Here is a 19,110-nt window from a genome sequence, read left to right on the forward strand (position 1 = left end):
GGCGAGCAAGGAGATGACCATGCAGGACGAACTCGTGAAACGCCTTTCGTCGCCGGTGCCGCGTTATACAAGCTATCCGACCGCGCCGCATTTCAACGATAGTATCGGCACGGAGGCCTATGCGGACTGGCTCGGCCTGCTCGGGCGGGACAATCGCCTGTCGCTCTATATGCATATTCCCTATTGCGACCGGCTCTGCTGGTTCTGTGCCTGCCACACGAAGCAGACGCTGCGCTACGAGCCGGTCGAGGCCTATCTGAAGGGGCTCCACGCCGAAATCGCCGCGGTCGGCGCCCGAGTTTCGCGCGATGCACCCGTCACCGCGCTGCATTTCGGCGGCGGCTCGCCGACCCTGCTGCGGCCCGAGGACATGATCGCGCTCAAGTACTGTCTGGCGCAAAACTTCGCCTTCGCGAGCGATGCGGAAATCTCCGTCGAGATGGACCCGAACGATCTCGACGAGGCCCGCCACGACGCGCTTGCCGAAATCGGCATGACGCGTGCCAGCCTCGGCATCCAAGATTTCGATCCCAAGGTGCAGAAAGCGATCAACCGCATCCAGACCTTCGAACAGACGCGCGGCGTGGTGGAGGCGGCGCGGGCGCGGGGCGTGCGCTCGGTCAATTGCGACATTCTTTATGGGTTGCCGTACCAGACGACGGAAACGCTGGCGGAAACGGTGCGCGCGGTCATCTCGCTGGCGCCCGATCGTATCGCGCTCTTCGGCTATGCCCATGTGCCGTGGATGAAGAAGCACCAGACGATGATCGACGAGGCGGTCCTGCCGGGCATCCTCGCGCGGTTCCATCAGATGACGATGGCTGCGGAGATGCTGGCGGCGGCGGGCTACGAGGCGATCGGCATCGACCACTTCGCGCTGCCGGCGGACCGGCTTGCCCTTGCGGCGCGGCAAGGCACGCTGCGGCGCAATTTCCAGGGCTATACCGACGACCAGGCGGATGCGCTGATCGGGCTTGGCGCCTCCTCCATCGGCCAGCTGCCGCAGGGCTATATCCAGAACATGCCGGCGACGGGCGAATATCTGCGCCGGGTAGAGGAGGGTGGTCTCGCGGCGGTGCGGGGCTATGCGCTGACGGCGGAGGATCGCGCCCGCGCCTTCGTCATCGAGCGGGTCATGTGTGATTTCGGCTTTTCCTTCGCGGACGTCCCGCCGGCGTTTCGCCGCACGATCCGCGCGGCGGCGACCGGCTTTGCGGCCACCGACAGGGATAGCCTCTGCCGCATCGAGGAGGAGCGCTTCCTGCTGACGCCAGCGGGCCGACCCTTTGCCCGCACGGTCGCCGCCGTCTTCGACGCGCATCTCGCCAGCGGCCGCGGGCGGCATTCCATCGCTGTCTGACCGGCGGTTGCGCCATGCTGTTTGCGCAACACAGCAGCGCCGACTGCGCTGGTCCCTCATTAAACCCCATTGGCAATTGCGTCCGTTTTCCCTATAGGATCGCGCGACTATAGATTCATGAGGTATGGGCGTGACTGCTACATTCGACAAGGTTGCCGACATCATTGCTGAGACCAGCGAGATCGATCGCGAGACGATCACGCCTGACAGCCACACGATCGACGATCTCGGCATCGACAGCCTGGACTTCCTCGACATCGTCTTCGCGATTGACAAGGAATTCGGCATCAAGATCCCGCTGGAACAGTGGACGCAGGAAGTCAACGAAGGCAAGGTCGCGACGGAAGAGTATTTCGTCCTGAAGAACCTCTGCGCCAAGATCGACGAGCTTCGCGCCGCCAAGGCTTGAGGTTACGGCGCCCGCCTCGGCGGGATTGACTGGACGATCCCGGTGCCTTTGGCTCGCGGCCTGCCGACTTCGGCAGGCCTTTCGATTTCCGGACCCCGCCGTAGGTGATATCCCGATGCTGCTCGAATATTTCCAGATGATCGATCGCGTGGAAGCCGTCGATGGCGCGCGCCGCAGGCTTACGGCCCGCTCGGTCGTGCCCGCGCAAAGCCCCGTCTTCGAAGGCCATTTCCCCGGCATGCCGCTCGTTCCGGGCGTGCTTCTCATCGAGACGATGGCGCAGGCGTCCGGCTTCCTGGTGCTGGCGGCGACGGATTTTGCCGCCATGCCCTTTCTGATGACCGTCGACGGCGCCAAGATGCGCGCCTTCGTCGAGCCCGATGCCGTGCTCGACATCGAGGCCGTGCTGGAGCATGACGGGTCGGGTTATGCCGTGACCAAGGCGAAGATCACCTCGGCCGGCAAGAAGGTCTGCGACGCGCAGCTGAAGCTGCGCACCGTGCCGTTTGCCGAGGTGCCGCTCGGCGATATCGTGCGCAAGCGCGCGGGCGAGGTGGGTTTGTTCGAGGCGCTCGAGGCGTCTGCGGAAGGAAAGTGAGCATGGCGAACAACGATGTGGTGATCACCGGCGTCGGCATCGTCACCTGTCAGGGTGTCGGGGCAGAGGCGCATGTGGCGATCCTCGGTGCCGCGACGGCGCCGGACCTGAAGATCGAGACGGAACGGTTCGCGCCCTATCCGGTGCATCCGATGCCGGAGATCGACTGGAACCAGCAGATCCCCAAGCGCGGCGACCAGCGCCAGATGGAGAACTGGCAGCGCCTCGGCGTCTTCACCGCCGGCCTCGCGCTGGACGATGCCGGCTTCAAGGATGATGCGGACGCCTGCGGCACGATGGACATGATCGTCGCGGCTGGCGGCGGCGAGCGCGACATCGCGGTCGATTCCCTGATCGTCGACGAGGGCCTGAAGCGCAACGATCGCGAGCGGCTGCTCAACGAGAAGCTGACCACCGAGCTGCGTCCGACGCTGTTCCTCGCCCAGCTTTCCAACCTGCTCGCCGGCAATATTTCCATCGTGCACAAGGTCACCGGCTCGTCGCGCACCTTCATGGGCGAAGAGGCGGCCGGCATCAGCGCGGTCGAGACCGCCTTCCACCGCATCCGCTCCGGCCAGTCGACGCATACGCTCGTCGGCAGTGCACTGGTTGCCGAGCGGCAGGACGTCATCCTGCTCTATGAGGCGATCGGTGCGCATGCGACCGGCGGTTGGGCGCCGCTCTGGTCGCGCGACGAGGATGCCGGCGGCGGCATCATCACCGGCACGGCGGCGGCCTTCCTGATCCTCGAATCCCGCGCGCATGCCGAGGCCCGCAACGCGCGCATCTATGCGACGATTGACGCGATCGGCGGCGACCGCGGCGCGCGCGACGAGGGCCGGCTCGAAGCCCGCCTCGACGGATTGACGGAAGAGGTGGAAGTCGAACCCACGGCAACGGTCGTCTTCTCCGGCGCTTCCGGCCAGCATGGCCCGACGGCGCGGGAACGGGCCTGGCTCGACCAACGTTTTCCCGGCAGCCCGGTGCGCGGCTTCAGCGCCGTCACCGGCCAGGCGCTCGAAGCGCAGTTCCCGCTCGGCCTGGCGCTTGCCGCGCTGACGCTTGGCGCCGGTCTCAAGGTCGCCCCGTTCGATGCGGCGGCCGAGGCGGCGATGAGCGCGCCGGCGCGCGCTGCCGTCGTCACGACGGTTGGGCATTCGCGCGGCGAGGGCGTCGCAATTCTTGTCGCAGAGAAGTGAGGTTACGGCCATGACGAAAGCCGCTTACAGGGATCATCTCGGTCGCCCGATCGTCGCCATTACCGGCATGGGCGTCATCACCTCGCTCGGGCAGGGTCTCCAAGACAACTGGGCAGCGCTGACCGGCGGCGTGTCCGGCATCCACGGCATCACGCGTTTTCCCGTCGAAGGGCTCAACACCCGCATTTCGGGCACCGTCGATTTCATCGACCTTCCCGTCGAAAACCCGGTCGAGCGTTCCTTCGCCTATGCCCGCGAGACGACGGATGAGGCTTTGGCGCAGGCCGGCCTGTCCGGCGACTTCGGCGGCCCGCTCTTCCTGGCCGCGCCGCCGATCGAGCCGGACTGGAGCGACCGCTTCGCGCTCGCCGACCGCGCGCCGCCGTCGCAGCGTCCGGGTGACGCCTATGACCGTTTCCTCGCCGTGCTGCGCGCAAAGCCCGAACCGGCCCTGCACGAGGCCTGGGCTTTCGGCGCGATCTCCGAGCGCCTTGCCGATCGTTTTGGCACGCGCGGGCTGCCCGTGACGCTCTCCACGGCATGTGCCTCCGGCGCCACCGCCATCCAGCTCGGCGTCGAAGCCATCCGCCAGGGCCGCACCGACCGGGCGCTCACCGTCGGCACCGATGGCTCGGTAACGGCCGAGGCGCTGATCCGCTTCGCGCTGCTTTCCGCGCTGTCGACGCAAAACGACCCGCCGACCAGGGCCTCAAAACCCTTCAGCAAAGATCGCGACGGCTTCGTCATCGCCGAGGGCGCTGCGACGCTCGTGCTGGAATCGCTGGAATCCGCCATCGCCCGCGGCGCGAAGGTTCTCGGCATCCTCAAGGGCTGCGGCGAGAAGGCGGATCATTTCCACCGCACGCGCTCCTCGCCGGATGGCGGCCCGGCGATTGCGACGATCCGCGCGGCGCTGGAAGACGCCGGCATCGACGAGAGCGGCATCGGCTATATCAATGCGCATGGCACGTCGACGCCGGAAAACGACAAGATGGAATATCTCTCCATGTCGACCGTCTTCGGCGAAAAGCTGGCGGGCATTCCAGTCTCCTCCAACAAGTCGATGATCGGCCATACGCTGACGGCGGCGGGTGCCGTCGAGGCGGTGTTCTCCATCCAGACCATGCTGACCGGCACGCTTCCGCCGACCATCAACTACACGAACCCCGACCCGGCGATCGTTCTCGACGTCGTGCCGAACGTGAAGCGCGATGCGCGCGTCACCGCGGTTCTCTCCAACTCCTTCGGCTTCGGCGGCCAGAACGCCAGCCTCGTCATGACGGCCGAACCGGCCTGATAGGAATTTTGCCATGCGCGCCCTGCAGCTTCTCGACGACCGCAAGCTCGAACTGACCGATATCCCGGAACCGGATGCTCCCGGCCCCGGCGAGGTCACGTTGCGCGTGAAAGCCGTAGCGCTCAACCATATCGACGTCTGGGGCTGGCGCGGCATGGCGTTTGCCAAGCGCAAGATGCCGCTCGTCATCGGCGCGGAAGCCGCCGGCGTCGTCGAGACGCTCGGCCCCGGCGTCTCCAGCGTGCTGCCCGGCCAGCTCGTCTCGATTTACGGCGCGCGGACCTGCGGGCTTTGCAAATCCTGCCGCGAAGGCCGCGACAATCTCTGCGAACATGTCGGCGGCGTGCATGGCTTCCACCTCGACGGTTTCGCGCAGGAAAAGGTGAACCTTCCCGCCCGCCTGCTCGTGCCGGCTCCTCCCGGCGTGGATGCGGTCGCGGCCGCGCTTGCGCCCGTCACCTTCGGCACGGTCGAGCACATGCTGTTCGACAATGCCAAGCTCGAACCGGGTGAGACGATCCTCGTGCATGCCGGCGGCTCCGGCATCGGCTCGGCCGCCATCCAGCTCGCCAAGAAGATCGGCTGCACCGTCATCACCACCGTCGGCTCGAACGACAAGATCGAACGGGCGAAGGCGCTCGGCGCCGACCACGTCATCAACTACCGCGAAGACCGTTTTGAAGGCGTGGTGCGCAAGCTCACCAAGAAGAAGGGTGTCGACGTCGTCTTCGAACATGTCGGCAAGGACACCTGGGCGGGCTCGATGCTCTGCATGAAGCGCGGCGGGCGTCTCGTCACCTGCGGCTCCACCTCGGGCATCTCGACCGACATGAACCTGATGATGCTCTTCCAGCAGCAGTTGAAGCTGCTCGGCTCCTTCGGCTGCCGCATGGAGAACATGGCGAACGCCATGCAGAAGATGGCGCGCGGCCTCGTGCACCCGGTCATCGACACCGAAATCACCTTCGACGGCATTGCGACCGCTTTGGAACGCATGGAATCGCGCCAGATCTTCGGCAAGATCGTCCTGAGGCTGGACTGACGCCGGTGCGGATGGTCGTCACACGCCTGGTTCTCGCGGCAAGGAACACCAAGCAATGGCTGGTGGCGCAGTTCGCCTTCGGCCTGCTCAACCTCCTGAAGCTGCTGCCGGCGGATGGCGCCATCAACTTCGCCGACCGTTTCGCGCGCTGGATCGGCCCGAAGACCAGCCGCCACAAGTTGACGCTCACCAACCTGCGCAACGCCTTTCCGGAAAAGCCGGAGGCGGAGATCGAGGCGATCGCGCTCGATGCCTGGGGCAATATGGGCCGGCTTGCCGCCGAATATGTCTTCCTCGACCGGCTTTTCGATTTCGACCCCGCGCGCCCGACGCCCGGCCGCATCGAGGTTTCCGGCATTCCGCTGTTCGTGGACCTGCGCGATAATCCGCGGCCCTTCATCGTCTTCACCGCGCATACCGGCAATTTTGAGCTGCTGCCGGTGGCGGGCGCTGCCTTCGGGCTCGACGTGACGGTGCTCTTCCGGCCGCCGAACAACCCCTATGTCGCGGAAAAGGTGTTCGAATTCCGCCGCGAGCGCATGGGCCACCTGGTGCCGTCCCATGCCGGTTCGTCCTTCACGCTCGCCCGCAAGCTGGATTCCGGCGGCCCGGTCGGCGTGCTGGTCGACCAGAAGTTCAACAAGGGGCTGCACACCAAATTCTTCGGCCGCGACGTGCAGACCAACCCGCTCCTTGCAAAGCTCGTCCGCCAGTTCGACTGCGAGGTCTATCCCGCCCGCTGCATCCGCCTGCCCGGCAACCGCTACCGCCTGGAGCTGGAACCGGCAATGGCGGTGCCCCGCAAGGAGAACGGCGCCGTCGATGTCGATGCGACCGCGCAGATGCTGAACGACAAGGTGGAGCAGTGGGTGCGGGAGTATCCCGGCCAGTGGCTGTGGTATCACGACCGCTGGAATATCAAGCGCAGCCTTATTACTTGAGTGCTTACGATTTCTTTCTTTCTATTCTAAATCTGAACGTATTCATTATTCCGAATTATACGACTTTAGGCTAATTAAGGGTTTGACATCCTTCCGTACGCTGTTACCATTTTGCTAATAGAAGCGCTTTGGACAGCATATTTGCGGGAGGAAAGATCAAAGCTATATCCTGTTTCCGGACAATTTAAGTAGTGTAATGATGCAATTGCTGTAGATTTCAGCAATTCAGGGAGCAACAATTGAAAGCTCTTGTAGAGTTGTTCTGGTTTAAGTATTCGCAACTTCAGCATGCAGTCAAGATCGGAAACGAACGACTGGTTTCCATGCTGGACAAGGAAATCGAGCCGGCCCTGGTGGCCGTGTTGCAGCGGGAGGCGAGCGACGTCTCCGAACTCCGCTCCCAGTTCCAGTTCGTGGTGGACCTCCTGCGCGAGGAATCCGAAGACAGGGCCTGCGTGCTCCGGCAGGCGCATAATTTCAAGCTCCTGCTGGATCGTTATTTCGGCACCGACGAGGCCGCCAGGCCCTTCCGCGTGGACATGCAGGATGTCGCGCGGCCTGTCGCCGCGCCGCGGGTGGTGGAGGATGGCTTGTTGAACGAGGCGATCCTCGACAGCCTGCCGGATCGCGTGGCGGTCATCACGACGGATTACCGCTATCTCTATTCCAATCCGCTGAACGCCCAGCGCTTCAGCGAGAAACCCATCGACCTCGTGGGACGCCACATCGTGGAGTTCATCGGCATGCAGCGCTTCGACGGCCGCGTGAAGCGGCATCTGGACCGTTGTTTTTCGGGCGAGGTGGTGGAGTACGACTATATCTCGCCACGGCGGGGCAATTCCATCACGCGCTGCCGCATGACACCCTGCATGTCGGCCGCCGGAAACGTGCTCGGCGCCATCCTCGTGCTCCAGGAAACGCTGGAGACGCGCGGGCCGATCGCGGCCTGAGTTTCAGGACGCCAGTCCGGTGCCGCGCAGCATGAACTGCTGTTCGAAGGCGATGTGGCGCCGGATCGATTCGAAGAAGCCGCGGAGCATGTAGCCCGCGGCTTCCGCGTTGACGGTGCCGTCGCCGCTGCCAAGCCGCGTCAGCGTGTCGGTCAGTTCCTCCGCGAAACACTCGTCCTCGACATGCTCGAACTTCAGCCGGACGATAGTCTCGGTGAGATCGCGGTTGCCGGTCGCCGCCTGCTCCAAGAGCGGGAAGACTGCTTCCTCCTCATAGCGATGCACGCCGTTGACCAGCGGAATCAGCGATTTCGCGGCATACATGCATTTCTGCCGGTTGATGTTCGCCGGCAGGCTGTCGGCGATCTCCTCGAGTGCTTCGCACAGCGTCAGCTGCGTGTCGTGGGCCTTCTTCAGCCAGTCCAGCGAGACCGTGTCCGTCGGGCGGTCCGAAAGCAGCCGGGCGATATCTGCGTAATCCGTCATCTCGTGCTTCCTCGTTTGGGAAGGGCCGCTGCGCATTCGGCGCGCGGCTGCGTCAACCTGTCCCTTTGATGCCGCCGGCTTCCGTCCGCTGCCTTGATCCATGTCAAGGATGCTCGCCTGCGCATCTGCGAAGCCTCAATCGAGCGCAAGGGCCTGCTCCGCGAGGGAGCCGGCTTGAGCGGGAAATTGACCGGTTGGGGGATGCCAACGATGAAATTCATGACGGAAACGATCGTCCTGGCCGTGGGAGCGTTCATCGCGCTGCTCGGCGCGGCCTTTGCCCAGGACACGCTCTTCGAGGCCCATATGTGGGTCCTCTTCTTCGTGCTGCTGGCCAGCACGCTCTTCATGGTGCAGCGCATTTCCTTTGCGCCCGCCGTCGCCGCCACGTCGTCTTCGGATGACGACGGCTATTTCGACGAGGTCATCAAGTACGGCGTCATCGCAACGGTGTTCTGGGGTGTCGTCGGCTTCCTGGTCGGCGTCGTCGTGGCGCTGCAGCTGGCCTTTCCGGATCTCAACATCGAGCCCTGGCTGAATTTCGGCCGCACGCGCCCGCTGCACACCTCGGCGGTCATCTTCGCCTTCGGCGGTAATGCGCTGATCGCGACCTCCTTCTATGTCGTGCAGCGCACCTCGCGCGCCCGGCTGTTCGGCGGCAATCTCGGCTGGTTCGTGTTCTGGGGTTACCAGCTCTTCATCGTGATGGCCGCCACCGGCTATCTGCTCGGCGTCACGCAGGGCAGGGAATATGCCGAGCCGGAATGGTATGTCGACCTGTGGCTGACCGTCGTCTGGGTCTGTTATCTCATCGCGTTCCTGGGCACGATCATGACCCGCAAGGAACCGCATATCTACGTGGCGAACTGGTTCTTCCTGTCGTTCATCGTGACGATCGCCATGCTGCACATCGTCAACAACCTGGCGGTCCCCGTCTCGTTCCTCGGCGTGAAGAGCTACTCGGCCTTCTCCGGCGTGCAGGATGCGCTGACGCAATGGTGGTACGGCCACAACGCCGTGGGCTTCTTCCTGACGGCCGGCTTCCTCGGCATGATGTACTACTTCATCCCGAAGCAGGTGAACCGCCCGGTCTATTCCTACCGCCTGTCGATCATCCACTTCTGGGCGCTGATCTTCATGTATATCTGGGCCGGTCCCCACCACCTGCATTACACGGCGCTGCCCGACTGGGCGCAGACGCTCGGCATGGTCTTCTCGATCATGCTCTGGATGCCCTCGTGGGGTGGTATGATCAACGGCCTGATGACGCTGTCGGGCGCCTGGGACAAGATCCGCACCGACCCGATCGTGCGCATGATGGTCATGGCCGTCGCCTTCTACGGCATGGCGACCTTCGAAGGCCCGATGATGTCGATCAAGTCGGTCAACTCGCTCAGCCACTATACGGACTGGACGATCGGCCACGTACATTCCGGCGCCCTCGGCTGGAACGGCCTCATCACCTTCGGCGCGATCTACTTCCTCGTGCCGAAACTGTGGAAGCGCGAACGGCTCTATTCGATCCGCATGGTCAACTGGCACTTCTGGCTCGCCACCCTCGGCATCGTCGTCTACGCGGCCGTCATGTGGGTCGCCGGCATCCAGCAGGGCCTGATGTGGCGCGAATACGACGAGCAGGGGTTCCTGGTCTACTCGTTCGCCGAAACGGTGGCGGCCATGTTCCCCTACTATGTGCTGCGCGCCGTCGGCGGTGGGCTGTTCCTCTTGGGTGCGCTCATCATGGCCTACAACGTGACCATGACAATCCTCGGCTACCAGCGTGACGAGGCCCCGATTCCGGGGGCTGCGCCCGCGCTCCAGCCGGCCGAATAGGAGGGATCCGATGTCCATTCTTGATAAACACGCCATCCTCGAACGCAACGCGACGCTTCTCCTCGTCGGCTCGCTCCTCGTGGTCACCATCGGCGGCATCGTCGAGATCGCGCCGCTGTTCTACCTGGAAAACACCATCGAGAAGGTGGAGGGCATGCGGCCCTATTCGCCGCTGGAGCTTGCCGGGCGCGACATCTATGTCCGCGAGGGCTGCTACGTCTGTCATAGCCAGATGATCCGGCCCTTCCGCGACGAGGTCGAGCGCTACGGGCATTATTCGCTGGCCGCGGAATCGATGTACGACCATCCGTTCCAATGGGGCTCGAAGCGCACCGGGCCGGACCTTGCCCGCGTCGGCGATCGCTACTCGAACGAGTGGCATGTCCAGCACCTGATCGAGCCACGCTCGGTCGTGCCGGAATCGGTGATGCCGAGCTACGCCTTCCTCAAGGAAACGCCGCTGGAGGTGAAGAACGTCTCCATGCACCTCTCGGCCAACCGCGCCGTCGGCGTGCCCTATACGGACGAGATGCTGGAAAACGCCGAGGCCGACCTGAAGGCGCAGGCCGATCCGAACGCCGATACATCCGGCGTCGAGGCCCGCTATCCGAAGGCGAAGTTCGGCGATTTCGACGGCGATCCTAAGAAGCTCACCGAAATGGATGCGCTCGTCGCCTATCTGCAAATGCTCGGCACGCTGGTGGACTTCTCCACCTATGACGATGCCGCCGGTTACCGCTGAGGAGGCCGCCATGGAAGCCTATACCGCCATGCGCCACTTCGCCGACAGCTGGGGGCTGCTCGCCATGACGCTGTTCTTCCTTGCCGTCGTCGTCTTCACCCTTCGCCCCGGCGCCCGCAAGGCCGCCGAACGGGCCGCCGAAATCCCCCTCAAGGAGGACTGATCATGGCCGAGAAACACATTGACGAAATCTCGGGCGTCGAAACCACCGGCCACGAATGGGACGGTATTCGCGAACTGAACAACCCGATGCCGCGCTGGTGGGTCTGGACGTTCTACGCGACGATCCTCTGGGCGATCGGCTACACGATCGCCTTCCCTGCCTGGCCGCTGATCTCCGACACGACGAAGGGCATGCTCGGCTGGTCGAGCCGCGCCAATATCGCGACGGAACTGGCGAGCGCCAAGGAAGCCCAGGCGGGCTTCGTCGACCGCATCGCAAAATCGTCCTTGCAGGAAATCCTGGCCGACCCCCAACTCTCGCAATTCGCCATTGCCGGCGGCGCCTCGGCCTTCAAGGTCAACTGTGCCCAGTGCCACGGCTCGGGTGCGGCGGGTGCCGCCGGCTTCCCGAACCTCAACGACGACGACTGGGTCTGGGGTGGCACGGTGGACGACATCTACCAGACGATCGCCCACGGCATCCGCCATCCGGGCGACGACGACACCCGCATCTCGGAAATGCCCGCCTATGGCGACATCCTCCAGCCCGACGAGATCAAGCAGGTCGCGGCCTATGTGGTCAGCCTGACAGGCACGCCGTCAAATGCGAGCCTGATCGAGCCCGGCAAGCAGATTTTCGCTGACAACTGCGCCGCCTGCCATGGCGACGATGCCAAGGGCAACCGCGAGATGGGCGCGCCCGACCTTGCCGACGCCATCTGGCTGAAGGGCGAGGGCGAGGCCGCCATCGCCGCGCAGGTCAAGTCGCCGAAACACGGCGTCATGCCCGCCTGGCTGCCCCGCCTCGGCGACCCCGCGGTCAAGCAGCTCGCCGTCTTCGTGCATTCGCTCGGTGGCGGCGAATAAGCGCCACAAACACGAAGGCCGCGGTGTCCGCGGCCTTTTTCTTCAGGCGACGACCATGTTCCGGCCCATGGATTTGGCGCGGTAGAGATTGCGGTCGGATGCGGCGAGCGCCTCGGCGGGATCGAAGCGCGGCGCGCAATGGAAGGCGCCGATGCTGATGCCGAGCGCGATCCGTACGCCCGAGGCGGTGCGCAGGTCGATGGCTTCCACCGCCTCGCGGATCGCCTGGGAACGGTCGAGCATGCGTCCCGGCGAGGCCGCGTGCAGGAAGACGGCGAACTCCTCGCCGCCGAGCCGGCCGACCAGATCGTCTTCCGCGACCAGCCGGGACAGCAGGGTACCGATGCGGATGAGCGCCTCGTCGCCGGCCGCATGGCCGAAACGGTCGTTGACCGACTTGAAATGATCCACATCGAGGAAGAGCAGGCCGCCATGCGCGCCGGCGCGGCTGCGTTCATCGAGCGCTGCCATGAAGGTCGCGCGGGTGAAGACGCCGGTCAGGGCATCGCGCTGTGCCTGGTGTTGCAGGCGGGCGTAGGCGTCGGCGAGTTCGTCTTTCGCCTGCGCCAGCGCGGCATTGGCCGAGCGCACCTTTTCCGCCAGGTAGAAATGCACCAGCGAAGCCGGGATGGAGATGGCGATCGGGCAGACGATCGTCATGACGAGCCCGGCGCCTGCCACCTCGCCCCCCATCATGGGAACGAAGGCGAAGCTGATCATCAGCGATGCCAGCGTGGAGAGCACGCCCACCACCAATGCCTTGCCCAGGATTTTGTACATGAGGAGCCCGCGCCGATTGTTGATCGCGGGCTCCTCACTAGGAGCGTCTGATTGAAAAAGCCTGAATTGCTTCGATAAAAGTCTTCCGGGCGATCACATTGACGTAAGGGAAGGCACTCTAGCGGTCGGACCAGACCGCAAGCTCGTAGCCATCCGGATCGGTGAACTGGAAACGCCGGCCGCCGGGAAAGTCGAAGATCGGCTTGACGATCGTGCCGCCCGCCTTTTCCACACGGCCGAAGATGGCTTGAAGATCATCCGCAAAGAGAATGACCAGCGGGCCGCCACTGGCCTTGACCGGCGCCGTCGTCGTGAAGCCGCCGGTGAGGCGGCCGTCCTGGAACTCGCAATATTGCGGGCCGTAATCGGTGAAGGTCCAGCCGAAGGCGTCGCCATAGAAGGCCTTGCTCCGGGCGATATCCGCGACGTTGAACTCAATATAGTCGATCTTGCGATCTGCGCCCCTGCTGCTCATCGCGGCGTCTCCTGTTCCATGAGTTTTGCGAGCGCTTCGAGGTCGCGCGTCACATGCGCCGCGTCCGACTCGAAGGCTGCATCGTCCATATCCGGCTGCCGCAGCAGCGTGAACATCACTTCGCATCCATCGCCATTCGGCACGATGCGCAGCGCGTTTTCCACCACCAGCCCGTTAGGGAGCGTCACCGTGTGGTCGACCACGCCAAAATCGTTCGGCGGTGCAAAGCGTACGCATACATTGCCGATCGGCCCGCCATCGGCGATCCACTCCTCGCCGTCGCGCGTCAGGCCGGAGGCGAGGCCGGATGCCCAGAGCGGCATGTTTTCCGGCTTGGCGGCAAAGTCATAGACGGCGCGCCAGTCGCGCTGAATGCTCAGGTGGATGATGCGGGCGGGCATGGTCGTCATCGGTTGTCTCCTTCGGCGCGACCATACGCGATCGGCGAGCGAAGTCTTGAACGAAACGGACAGTCAGCCGCGCATCTGTCGCAGGATTTCACCCGGCGTCAGGCTGGTCAGCGCCAGCACGTCGCGGTTCATATGCGCCTGGTCGGCAAAGCCGGAATCGGCGGCGAGCCCGGCCAGCGATGTTTCCGGGGTTTCAATGCGGTCGAGCAGCTTTTGCAGCCGCAGGATGCGGGCGAGCGTCTTGGGGCCGTAGCCGAATTCCGCCACACTCAGCCGCCGCAGGGTGCGTTCGGTCACGCCGATTTCGGCGGCGATCGATTCTGCCGGCAGTCGCATGCTCAGCGCATGAAGCGCCGCGGCATCGGGCCGCATGGCGGGCAGGTCCCGCATCTCCGAGGCAAAAACCGCTTGCAGGAGCCGGAGCCTTTTCAGGGGATCGCCAGCCGCGAGCAGGCGCTCATGGTGCGCGCTCAATCCGCCTGGGCGGATATCGGCGAAGGGCACGATCTGGCCGGTCAGGGCATCGAGATCGCAGCGCAGGAGGTGGCGCGCGATGCCCGGCCAGAAGCGCAGGCCCAGGATCGTCTCACCCGGCCGCAGCCTCGGAAATGCGGCTGTCCGGTCGGGTCCGGCGATGAGAAAGCCGTGCTCCGTCCACAGCAGGTCGACGCAGCCATCCGGCACGACGGCGACGCGCGGGGCCGGCTCTCCCTCCGGCGCCCGGTGCATCCAGGCGCAGCGAAGCACGGCCGAAAGCGCGCCGGCGGCGGCATATTCGCGGTAATCGCCGTAGCGTTTCGCCAGGATCGTCTCCGTCATCGCGTCCTTTCTGTGCGGCAACCCGCCACGCCATGCCACGCCGCAAACTTGACTTACATCAACGATGGCGGCGGTTGTTGGCGTCATTGTGGTGGCACAACGACAGGTGCCGCAGAAGCCATGCAACAGAATACCACCACGATCTACAATTCCGTCGAGCGCCACGACGCCGAACCCGTCAATTCGGCGAAGGTCCGCAAGCCGCTTTACGAGAAGCGCAAGAAGATCTTCCCGAAGCGTGCGGAGGGCCGGTTCCGGCAGTTCAAATGGCTGGTCATGCTGGTGACGCTCGGCATCTACTACCTGACGCCCTGGATCCGCTGGGATCGCGGCCCGCATGCGCCGGACCAGGCCGTGCTCGTCGATCTCGCCGGCCGGCGCTTCTACGTCTTCTTCATCGAGATATGGCCGCAGGAATTCTTCTTCGTGGCGGGGCTGCTCGTCATGGCGGGTTTCGGGCTCTTCCTCGTCACCTCCGCCGTCGGGCGTGCGTGGTGCGGTTATGCCTGTCCGCAGACCGTCTGGGTCGATCTCTTCCTCGTCGTGGAACGGGCGATCGAGGGCGACCGCAATGCGCGCATCAAGCTCGACACCGGGCCGTGGACGCTGGACAAGGTCTGGAAACGCGTCAGCAAACACGCCATCTGGCTGGTGATCGCGGTCGCGACCGGCGGCGCGTGGATATTCTATTTCGCCGATGCGCCGACCCTGCTCGTCAATTTCGCGACGCTCCAGGCGCCGCCCGTCGCCTACATGACCGTCGCCATCCTGACGGTCACCACCTACATTTTCGGCGGGCTGATGCGCGAGCAGGTCTGCACCTATATGTGCCCGTGGCCGCGCATCCAGGCGGCAATGCTGGATGAAAGCTCGCTGGTCGTCACCTACAACGATTGGCGCGGCGAGCCGCGCACGCGCCATGCCAAGAAGGCGATCGCGGCCGGCGAGAGCGTCGGCGACTGCGTGGACTGCAATGCCTGCGTCGTCGTCTGTCCCATGGGCATCGACATCCGCGACGGCCAGCAGATGGAATGCATCACCTGTGCGCTCTGCATCGATGCCTGCGACAATGTGATGGACAAGCTCGGCCGGGAACGCGGCCTGATCGCCTATGCCACGCTGTCGGACTATTCGAGCAACATGGCGCTCGCCACCGCGGGCGGCACGACGGCGATCGATCCCAGGCGCGTGCGGGACGCTAGAGGGCGTTTCAGCGACAAGATCCGCCATTTCGACTGGCGCATCATCTTTCGCCCGCGCACGCTGCTCTATTTCGGAATCTGGTCGCTCGCCGGCCTTGCGCTGGTCTTCGCGCTCCTGTCGCGCGACCGGCTGGATCTCAACGTCATCCACGACCGCAACCCGCAATTCGTGCTCGAATCGGATGGCTCGGTGCGCAACGGCTATGCCGTGAAGCTGCTCAACATGATCCCCGAGCCGCGCGTCATCACCGTGTCGATCGAGGGCATGCCGGGCGCCATGATGAAGGTCGCGGGCCATGACAGCGCCGATAGCAGGAGCGTCGATATCCCCGCCGATCCGGACAAGGTCACGGCCGTCCGGGTCTTCGTGACGCTGCCGAAGGATCGCCTCGCGGAGGCGGCCAATGGGTTCCGCATCATCGCCGAGGACCGGCAGGGCCACGAACGCGACGTCTATTCCGCCAATTTCAACACGCCGGGAGCGAAATGATGGCTACGCAACACAAGCAAGGTTTCGTCTTCACCGGCTGGCATATGCTCGGCGTCATGGTGCTGTTCTTCGGCACCATCATCACCGTCAACCTGATTATGGCCTGGAACGCCTCGCACAGCTGGAGCGGCCTCGTCGTGCCGAACACCTATGTCGCCAGCCAGCAGTTCAACGGCAAGGTGGCGGAAGCCAAGGCGCTTGCGGCGAGCGGTATCGATGGCAGCCTGGCGATCGAGGGCAACCGCATCACCTACAAGGTCCTCGATGCGAAGGGCGGGGCGATCATCGCCGACGACGTTCTGGCCGTGTTCAAGCGGCCGGTCGACGAACGCAAGGACTTTTCCGTCGATCTCCAGCCGGCCGGGCAGGGGCTTTTCGTGGCGGAGTACGCCGTGCCGGCCGGCCAATGGATCGTCGATATCAGCACGAAGCGCGGCGGCGCGAAGGTCTTCCACCAGACGCTCCGCACTGTGGCCGGAGGGGGCGTGCAATGAGTTGCTGTGCACCCGGCACGGAAGGCGCCGTCGAGGCGGCGCGTGCGGCTTTGCCCTCCTCGGAGGAGTTGTTGCTCGCCAGCCGCCCTGTCGGCGAGGGACTGCGCCAGAGCGATCTCAGCGTGCCCGGCGTGTTTTGCGGCGCCTGCATCACGACCATCGAGGGCGCGCTGAATGCACTGCCCGAAGTGGAACGCTCGCGCGTGAACCTGTCCACGCGCCGTGTTTCCGTGGTCTGGAAAGAGGAGGTCGAGGGGCTGCGGACCGATCCGCAGGCGATCGCCGCCGCGATCAAGGCTACCGGCTATGACGCGAATCTCTTCTCGCTTGCCGCCGAGGGCGACGACCATCTGCGCAACCAGCTGATCCGCGCCGTCGCCGTCGCCGGGTTTGCCGCGACGAACATCATGCTGCTCTCGGTTTCCGTCTGGGCAGGTGCGGAGGCCGCGACGCGCGACCTGTTCCATTGGATTTCCGCCTTCATCGCCGGCCCGACGCTGGTCTATGCCGGCCGCTTTTTCTACCAGTCGGCATGGAAGGCGCTGCGCCACGGCCGCACCAACATGGACGTGCCGATCGCGCTTGCCATCACGCTCTCCTACGTGGTCTCGCTGTGGGAAACGTTGCACAGCGCGGAACATGCCTGGTTCGATGCGACGGTGAGCCTGCTGTTCTTCCTGCTCATTGGCCGCACGCTCGACCATGTCATGCGCGACCGTGCGCGCTCGGCGATCACCGGGCTGGCGCGTCTCTCGCCGCGCGGCGCCATGGTGGTGCGGGCGGATGGCACACGCGACTATCGGCCGGTTGAGGAGATCGCCATCGGCGAGCACCTCTCGATTGCCGCCGGCGAGCGCATCCCCGTCGATTGCCGCGTGCTGTCCGGTGCCAGCGATGTCGACCGCTCGATCGTCAACGGCGAGAGCGATCCGCTCGCCGCCACGCCCGGTACGCGGCTCGAAGCCGGCGCGATGAACCTCACGGGTTCGCTCACGGTCGAGGCGGTCGCCACGGCGCGCAACTCGTTCCTGTCTGAGGTCATCGGCCTCATGGAGGCCGCCGAAGGGGGCAGGGCGCGTTATCGCCGCATCGCGGATCGTGCGGCGCAGATCTATTCGCCGGCGGTGCATCTGCTGGCGCTCACCGCCTTCCTCGGCTGGGGCCTTTACGATGGCGACTGGAAACATGCCATGCTCGTCGCCATCGCCGTGCTGATAATCACCTGCCCCTGCGCACTCGGCCTTGCGGTGCCTGTCGTGCAGGTCGTCGCGGCGGGGCGGCTCTTTGCCGGTGGCGTCATGGTGAAGGACGGCTCGGCCATGGAGCGCCTCGCCGAAATCGACACCGCCGTCTTCGACAAGACCGGCACGCTGACGCTCGGCAAGCCGCGCCTCGTCGATCGCGACAAGGTCAACCGCAGCCATCTGGCCCTAGCCGCAGCGCTCGCCGCCCATTCGCGCCATCCGCTTTCGGTGGCGCTTGCGGGTGCCAATGCCGGCCCGATGCCCGTCATCGACGGGGTAACGGAGATTGCCGGCGGCGGTCTCGAAGCCACGACACGGCAGGGCCTGCTCCGCCTCGGCAACCGTGCCTTCGCCTGCGGCAAGGCGGTGACAGGTGCGGAGGAGCACGGGCTATCCGAGGTCGTGCTGTCGCGCGACGGCGCGGAGCTCGAAACCTTCCGTTTCGAGGATGCCCTGCGCGCCGGCGCCGCCGAAACGATTCACGCCCTGAAGCGGGAGGGAATCGAGATGGCCATCCTTTCCGGCGACCGCGCGCCCGCCGTCGCCCGCATTGCCGGGGCGCTCGGCGTCGGCCGGTGGCGTGCCGCCCTTTCGCCGCGGGAAAAGACGCAAGCCGTGGCCGAACGCGCGGCCGATGGCCATCGTGTGCTGATGGTCGGCGACGGCATCAACGATGCGCCGGCACTGGCCGCCGCCCACGTCTCCATGGCGCCCGCGACGGCGGCGGATGTCGGCCGGCAGGCGGCGGATTTCGTCTTCCTGCATGAAAGCCTCGAAGCCGTCCCCTTTGCCCTTGAGACCGCCCGCCGCGCCGGTTGCCTGATCCGCCAGAATTTCGCGCTCGCCATCGGTTACAATGTCATTGCCGTGCCGGTTGCGATTCTCGGCCATGCCACGCCGCTGATCGCCGCCATCGCCATGTCCACGTCGTCGATCATCGTGGTGGTCAACTCGTTGCGGCTGCGCGGAAAGATGCCGGCTTTCGCGGCACGGGCGGCCGGCGAGGCGCGCCCGGCCGAGCCCATGGTGCAAGCCGCATGAACACGCTGGTTTTCCTCATTCCCATCGCGCTTTTCCTTGGCGGGCTCGGGCTCGCCGCCTTTCTCTGGTCGCTGAAGAGCGGGCAATATGACGACGTGGAGGGCGCCGCCTGGCGTGTTCTGGACGATGGTGATGACAGGCCTGCGGGCTAGTTTCAACTGGTTCTAAAAGCGTTGCTTCACCAAACATTTGCTTGTCGTAAATCGATTTGAATGCCAAAACACGTCGGCTGGAGCGGAGCTCCAAAATCTCTTTCTGCGCGGCGTTTC

The 19,110-nt window shown here is 64.8% G+C and carries 21 protein-coding genes; 16 read left to right on the plus strand and 5 right to left on the minus strand.

Annotation, left to right across the window (positions count from 1 at the left end; all coding sequences use genetic code 11):
- Positions 1-19: 19 nt before the first annotated feature.
- From hemN to AC1RWL_RS11650, 8 genes are all read left to right on the plus strand, one after another.
- The gene (gene hemN / locus AC1RWL_RS11615; RefSeq protein ID WP_493094687.1) at positions 20-1,360 is read left to right on the plus strand and encodes an oxygen-independent coproporphyrinogen III oxidase; all 1,341 of its coding nucleotides are present in this window, start codon (positions 20-22) and stop codon (positions 1,358-1,360) included.
- A 124-nt stretch (positions 1,361-1,484) separates the two neighbouring features.
- Positions 1,485-1,769, plus strand: a complete 285-nt coding sequence (locus tag AC1RWL_RS11620; RefSeq protein ID WP_256115503.1) for an acyl carrier protein — start codon at positions 1,485-1,487, stop codon at positions 1,767-1,769.
- Positions 1,770-1,884: 115 nt separating this feature from the next.
- Positions 1,885-2,367: a 3-hydroxyacyl-ACP dehydratase FabZ family protein gene (locus AC1RWL_RS11625; RefSeq protein ID WP_493094686.1), complete on the plus strand. Its 483-nt coding sequence runs from the start codon at positions 1,885-1,887 to the stop codon at positions 2,365-2,367.
- A complete protein-coding gene (locus AC1RWL_RS11630; protein ID WP_493094685.1) occupies positions 2,364-3,566 on the plus strand; it encodes a beta-ketoacyl-ACP synthase in 1,203 nt (400 codons plus the stop codon). Before AC1RWL_RS11625 ends, AC1RWL_RS11630 begins: the two co-directional genes overlap by 4 nt.
- Positions 3,567-3,576: 10 nt before the next feature.
- The gene (locus AC1RWL_RS11635) at positions 3,577-4,863 is read left to right on the plus strand and encodes a beta-ketoacyl-ACP synthase (protein WP_493094684.1); all 1,287 of its coding nucleotides are present in this window, start codon (positions 3,577-3,579) and stop codon (positions 4,861-4,863) included.
- 13 nt (positions 4,864-4,876) lie between these two features.
- Positions 4,877-5,905 (plus strand): zinc-binding dehydrogenase, encoded by a 1,029-nt coding sequence (locus AC1RWL_RS11640; protein ID WP_493094683.1) that lies wholly within the window; start codon positions 4,877-4,879, stop codon positions 5,903-5,905.
- An 11-nt stretch (positions 5,906-5,916) separates the two neighbouring features.
- Positions 5,917-6,846, plus strand: a complete 930-nt coding sequence (locus AC1RWL_RS11645; protein ID WP_493094950.1) for a lipid A biosynthesis lauroyl acyltransferase — start codon at positions 5,917-5,919, stop codon at positions 6,844-6,846.
- A gap of 323 nt (positions 6,847-7,169) precedes the next feature.
- Entirely contained in the window at positions 7,170-7,796 is a 627-nt protein-coding gene (locus AC1RWL_RS11650; RefSeq protein ID WP_256115508.1) for a PAS domain-containing protein, read from the plus strand.
- Between the two features lie 3 nt (positions 7,797-7,799).
- Here the strand turns inward: AC1RWL_RS11650 and AC1RWL_RS11655 are convergent, their stop codons facing one another.
- Complete coding sequence (locus AC1RWL_RS11655; RefSeq protein ID WP_256115509.1) at positions 7,800-8,282, minus strand: hemerythrin domain-containing protein; 483 nt, start codon at positions 8,280-8,282, stop codon at positions 7,800-7,802.
- A 210-nt stretch (positions 8,283-8,492) separates the two neighbouring features.
- Between AC1RWL_RS11655 and ccoN the strand changes: the two genes are divergently transcribed.
- From ccoN to ccoP, 4 genes are read left to right on the plus strand one after another with little or no spacing between them, the layout of a single operon-like run.
- Positions 8,493-10,115 carry a cytochrome-c oxidase, cbb3-type subunit I gene (gene ccoN, locus AC1RWL_RS11660; protein WP_493094682.1) on the plus strand — a complete coding sequence of 541 codons (1,623 nt, stop codon included), beginning with the start codon at positions 8,493-8,495 and terminating at the stop codon, positions 10,113-10,115.
- Positions 10,116-10,125: 10 nt separating this feature from the next.
- Positions 10,126-10,857 (plus strand): cytochrome-c oxidase, cbb3-type subunit II, encoded by a 732-nt coding sequence (ccoO, locus tag AC1RWL_RS11665; RefSeq protein WP_493094681.1) that lies wholly within the window; start codon positions 10,126-10,128, stop codon positions 10,855-10,857.
- A gap of 10 nt (positions 10,858-10,867) precedes the next feature.
- On the plus strand, positions 10,868-11,020 hold the full coding sequence (locus AC1RWL_RS11670) for a cbb3-type cytochrome c oxidase subunit 3 (RefSeq protein ID WP_493094680.1): 153 nt from the start codon (positions 10,868-10,870) through the stop codon (positions 11,018-11,020).
- A gap of 2 nt (positions 11,021-11,022) precedes the next feature.
- Positions 11,023-11,886, plus strand: a complete 864-nt coding sequence (ccoP, locus tag AC1RWL_RS11675) for a cytochrome-c oxidase, cbb3-type subunit III (protein WP_492647059.1) — start codon at positions 11,023-11,025, stop codon at positions 11,884-11,886.
- Positions 11,887-11,928: 42 nt separating this feature from the next.
- On the opposite strand, the gene AC1RWL_RS11680 is transcribed toward ccoP, so the two are convergent.
- The 4 genes from AC1RWL_RS11680 to AC1RWL_RS11695 form a co-directional block, all read right to left on the minus strand.
- The gene (locus AC1RWL_RS11680) at positions 11,929-12,666 is read right to left on the minus strand and encodes a GGDEF domain-containing protein (protein WP_493094679.1); all 738 of its coding nucleotides are present in this window, start codon (positions 12,664-12,666) and stop codon (positions 11,929-11,931) included.
- Positions 12,667-12,784: 118 nt separating this feature from the next.
- The gene (locus AC1RWL_RS11685) at positions 12,785-13,141 is read right to left on the minus strand and encodes a VOC family protein (protein WP_493094678.1); all 357 of its coding nucleotides are present in this window, start codon (positions 13,139-13,141) and stop codon (positions 12,785-12,787) included.
- The gene (locus AC1RWL_RS11690) at positions 13,138-13,551 is read right to left on the minus strand and encodes an SRPBCC family protein (RefSeq protein ID WP_493094677.1); all 414 of its coding nucleotides are present in this window, start codon (positions 13,549-13,551) and stop codon (positions 13,138-13,140) included. Before AC1RWL_RS11690 ends, AC1RWL_RS11685 begins: the two co-directional genes overlap by 4 nt.
- A 63-nt stretch (positions 13,552-13,614) precedes the next feature.
- Complete coding sequence (locus AC1RWL_RS11695; RefSeq protein ID WP_493094676.1) at positions 13,615-14,370, minus strand: helix-turn-helix domain-containing protein; 756 nt, start codon at positions 14,368-14,370, stop codon at positions 13,615-13,617.
- Between the two features lie 120 nt (positions 14,371-14,490).
- Between AC1RWL_RS11695 and ccoG the strand changes: the two genes are divergently transcribed.
- Genes ccoG through ccoS form a run of 4 tightly spaced genes read left to right on the plus strand, consistent with a single transcriptional unit; the run spans position 14,491 to position 18,993 of the window.
- A complete protein-coding gene (gene ccoG, locus AC1RWL_RS11700; protein WP_493094675.1) occupies positions 14,491-16,062 on the plus strand; it encodes a cytochrome c oxidase accessory protein CcoG in 1,572 nt (523 codons plus the stop codon).
- Positions 16,062-16,556 (plus strand): FixH family protein, encoded by a 495-nt coding sequence (locus AC1RWL_RS11705; protein ID WP_493094673.1) that lies wholly within the window; start codon positions 16,062-16,064, stop codon positions 16,554-16,556. Before ccoG ends, AC1RWL_RS11705 begins: the two co-directional genes overlap by 1 nt.
- The gene (locus tag AC1RWL_RS11710; protein ID WP_493094672.1) at positions 16,553-18,841 is read left to right on the plus strand and encodes a cation-translocating P-type ATPase; all 2,289 of its coding nucleotides are present in this window, start codon (positions 16,553-16,555) and stop codon (positions 18,839-18,841) included. Before AC1RWL_RS11705 ends, AC1RWL_RS11710 begins: the two co-directional genes overlap by 4 nt.
- Complete coding sequence (gene ccoS / locus AC1RWL_RS11715; protein ID WP_256115522.1) at positions 18,838-18,993, plus strand: cbb3-type cytochrome oxidase assembly protein CcoS; 156 nt, start codon at positions 18,838-18,840, stop codon at positions 18,991-18,993. The genes AC1RWL_RS11710 and ccoS overlap by 4 nt, the downstream gene beginning before the upstream one ends.
- Positions 18,994-19,110 lie beyond the last annotated feature (117 nt).

The organism is Shinella sp. GW821-FHT10F02, from assembly GCF_058809275.1.

What these genes read in the sequence shown, in the direction of transcription:
- AC1RWL_RS11635 (WP_493094684.1), top strand. Translation starts at nt 3,577, where the DNA reads ATGACGAAAGCCGCTTACAGGGATCATCTCGGTCGCCCGATCGTCGCC.
- AC1RWL_RS11690 (WP_493094677.1), bottom strand. Translation starts at nt 13,551, where the DNA reads ATGACGACCATGCCCGCCCGCATCATCCACCTGAGCATTCAGCGCGAC.
- AC1RWL_RS11645 (WP_493094950.1), top strand. Translation starts at nt 5,917, where the DNA reads ATGGTCGTCACACGCCTGGTTCTCGCGGCAAGGAACACCAAGCAATGG.
- hemN (WP_493094687.1), top strand. Translation starts at nt 20, where the DNA reads ATGCAGGACGAACTCGTGAAACGCCTTTCGTCGCCGGTGCCGCGTTAT.
- AC1RWL_RS11650 (WP_256115508.1), top strand. Translation starts at nt 7,170, where the DNA reads ATGCTGGACAAGGAAATCGAGCCGGCCCTGGTGGCCGTGTTGCAGCGG.
- ccoP (WP_492647059.1), top strand. Translation starts at nt 11,023, where the DNA reads ATGGCCGAGAAACACATTGACGAAATCTCGGGCGTCGAAACCACCGGC.
- ccoG (WP_493094675.1), top strand. Translation starts at nt 14,491, where the DNA reads ATGCAACAGAATACCACCACGATCTACAATTCCGTCGAGCGCCACGAC.
- AC1RWL_RS11680 (WP_493094679.1), bottom strand. Translation starts at nt 12,666, where the DNA reads ATGTACAAAATCCTGGGCAAGGCATTGGTGGTGGGCGTGCTCTCCACG.
- AC1RWL_RS11625 (WP_493094686.1), top strand. Translation starts at nt 1,885, where the DNA reads ATGCTGCTCGAATATTTCCAGATGATCGATCGCGTGGAAGCCGTCGAT.
- AC1RWL_RS11710 (WP_493094672.1), top strand. Translation starts at nt 16,553, where the DNA reads ATGAGTTGCTGTGCACCCGGCACGGAAGGCGCCGTCGAGGCGGCGCGT.
- AC1RWL_RS11655 (WP_256115509.1), bottom strand. Translation starts at nt 8,282, where the DNA reads ATGACGGATTACGCAGATATCGCCCGGCTGCTTTCGGACCGCCCGACG.
- AC1RWL_RS11695 (WP_493094676.1), bottom strand. Translation starts at nt 14,370, where the DNA reads ATGACGGAGACGATCCTGGCGAAACGCTACGGCGATTACCGCGAATAT.
- AC1RWL_RS11670 (WP_493094680.1), top strand. Translation starts at nt 10,868, where the DNA reads ATGGAAGCCTATACCGCCATGCGCCACTTCGCCGACAGCTGGGGGCTG.
- AC1RWL_RS11705 (WP_493094673.1), top strand. Translation starts at nt 16,062, where the DNA reads ATGGCTACGCAACACAAGCAAGGTTTCGTCTTCACCGGCTGGCATATG.
- AC1RWL_RS11685 (WP_493094678.1), bottom strand. Translation starts at nt 13,141, where the DNA reads ATGAGCAGCAGGGGCGCAGATCGCAAGATCGACTATATTGAGTTCAAC.
- AC1RWL_RS11640 (WP_493094683.1), top strand. Translation starts at nt 4,877, where the DNA reads ATGCGCGCCCTGCAGCTTCTCGACGACCGCAAGCTCGAACTGACCGAT.
- AC1RWL_RS11620 (WP_256115503.1), top strand. Translation starts at nt 1,485, where the DNA reads ATGGGCGTGACTGCTACATTCGACAAGGTTGCCGACATCATTGCTGAG.
- ccoS (WP_256115522.1), top strand. Translation starts at nt 18,838, where the DNA reads ATGAACACGCTGGTTTTCCTCATTCCCATCGCGCTTTTCCTTGGCGGG.
- ccoN (WP_493094682.1), top strand. Translation starts at nt 8,493, where the DNA reads ATGAAATTCATGACGGAAACGATCGTCCTGGCCGTGGGAGCGTTCATC.
- ccoO (WP_493094681.1), top strand. Translation starts at nt 10,126, where the DNA reads ATGTCCATTCTTGATAAACACGCCATCCTCGAACGCAACGCGACGCTT.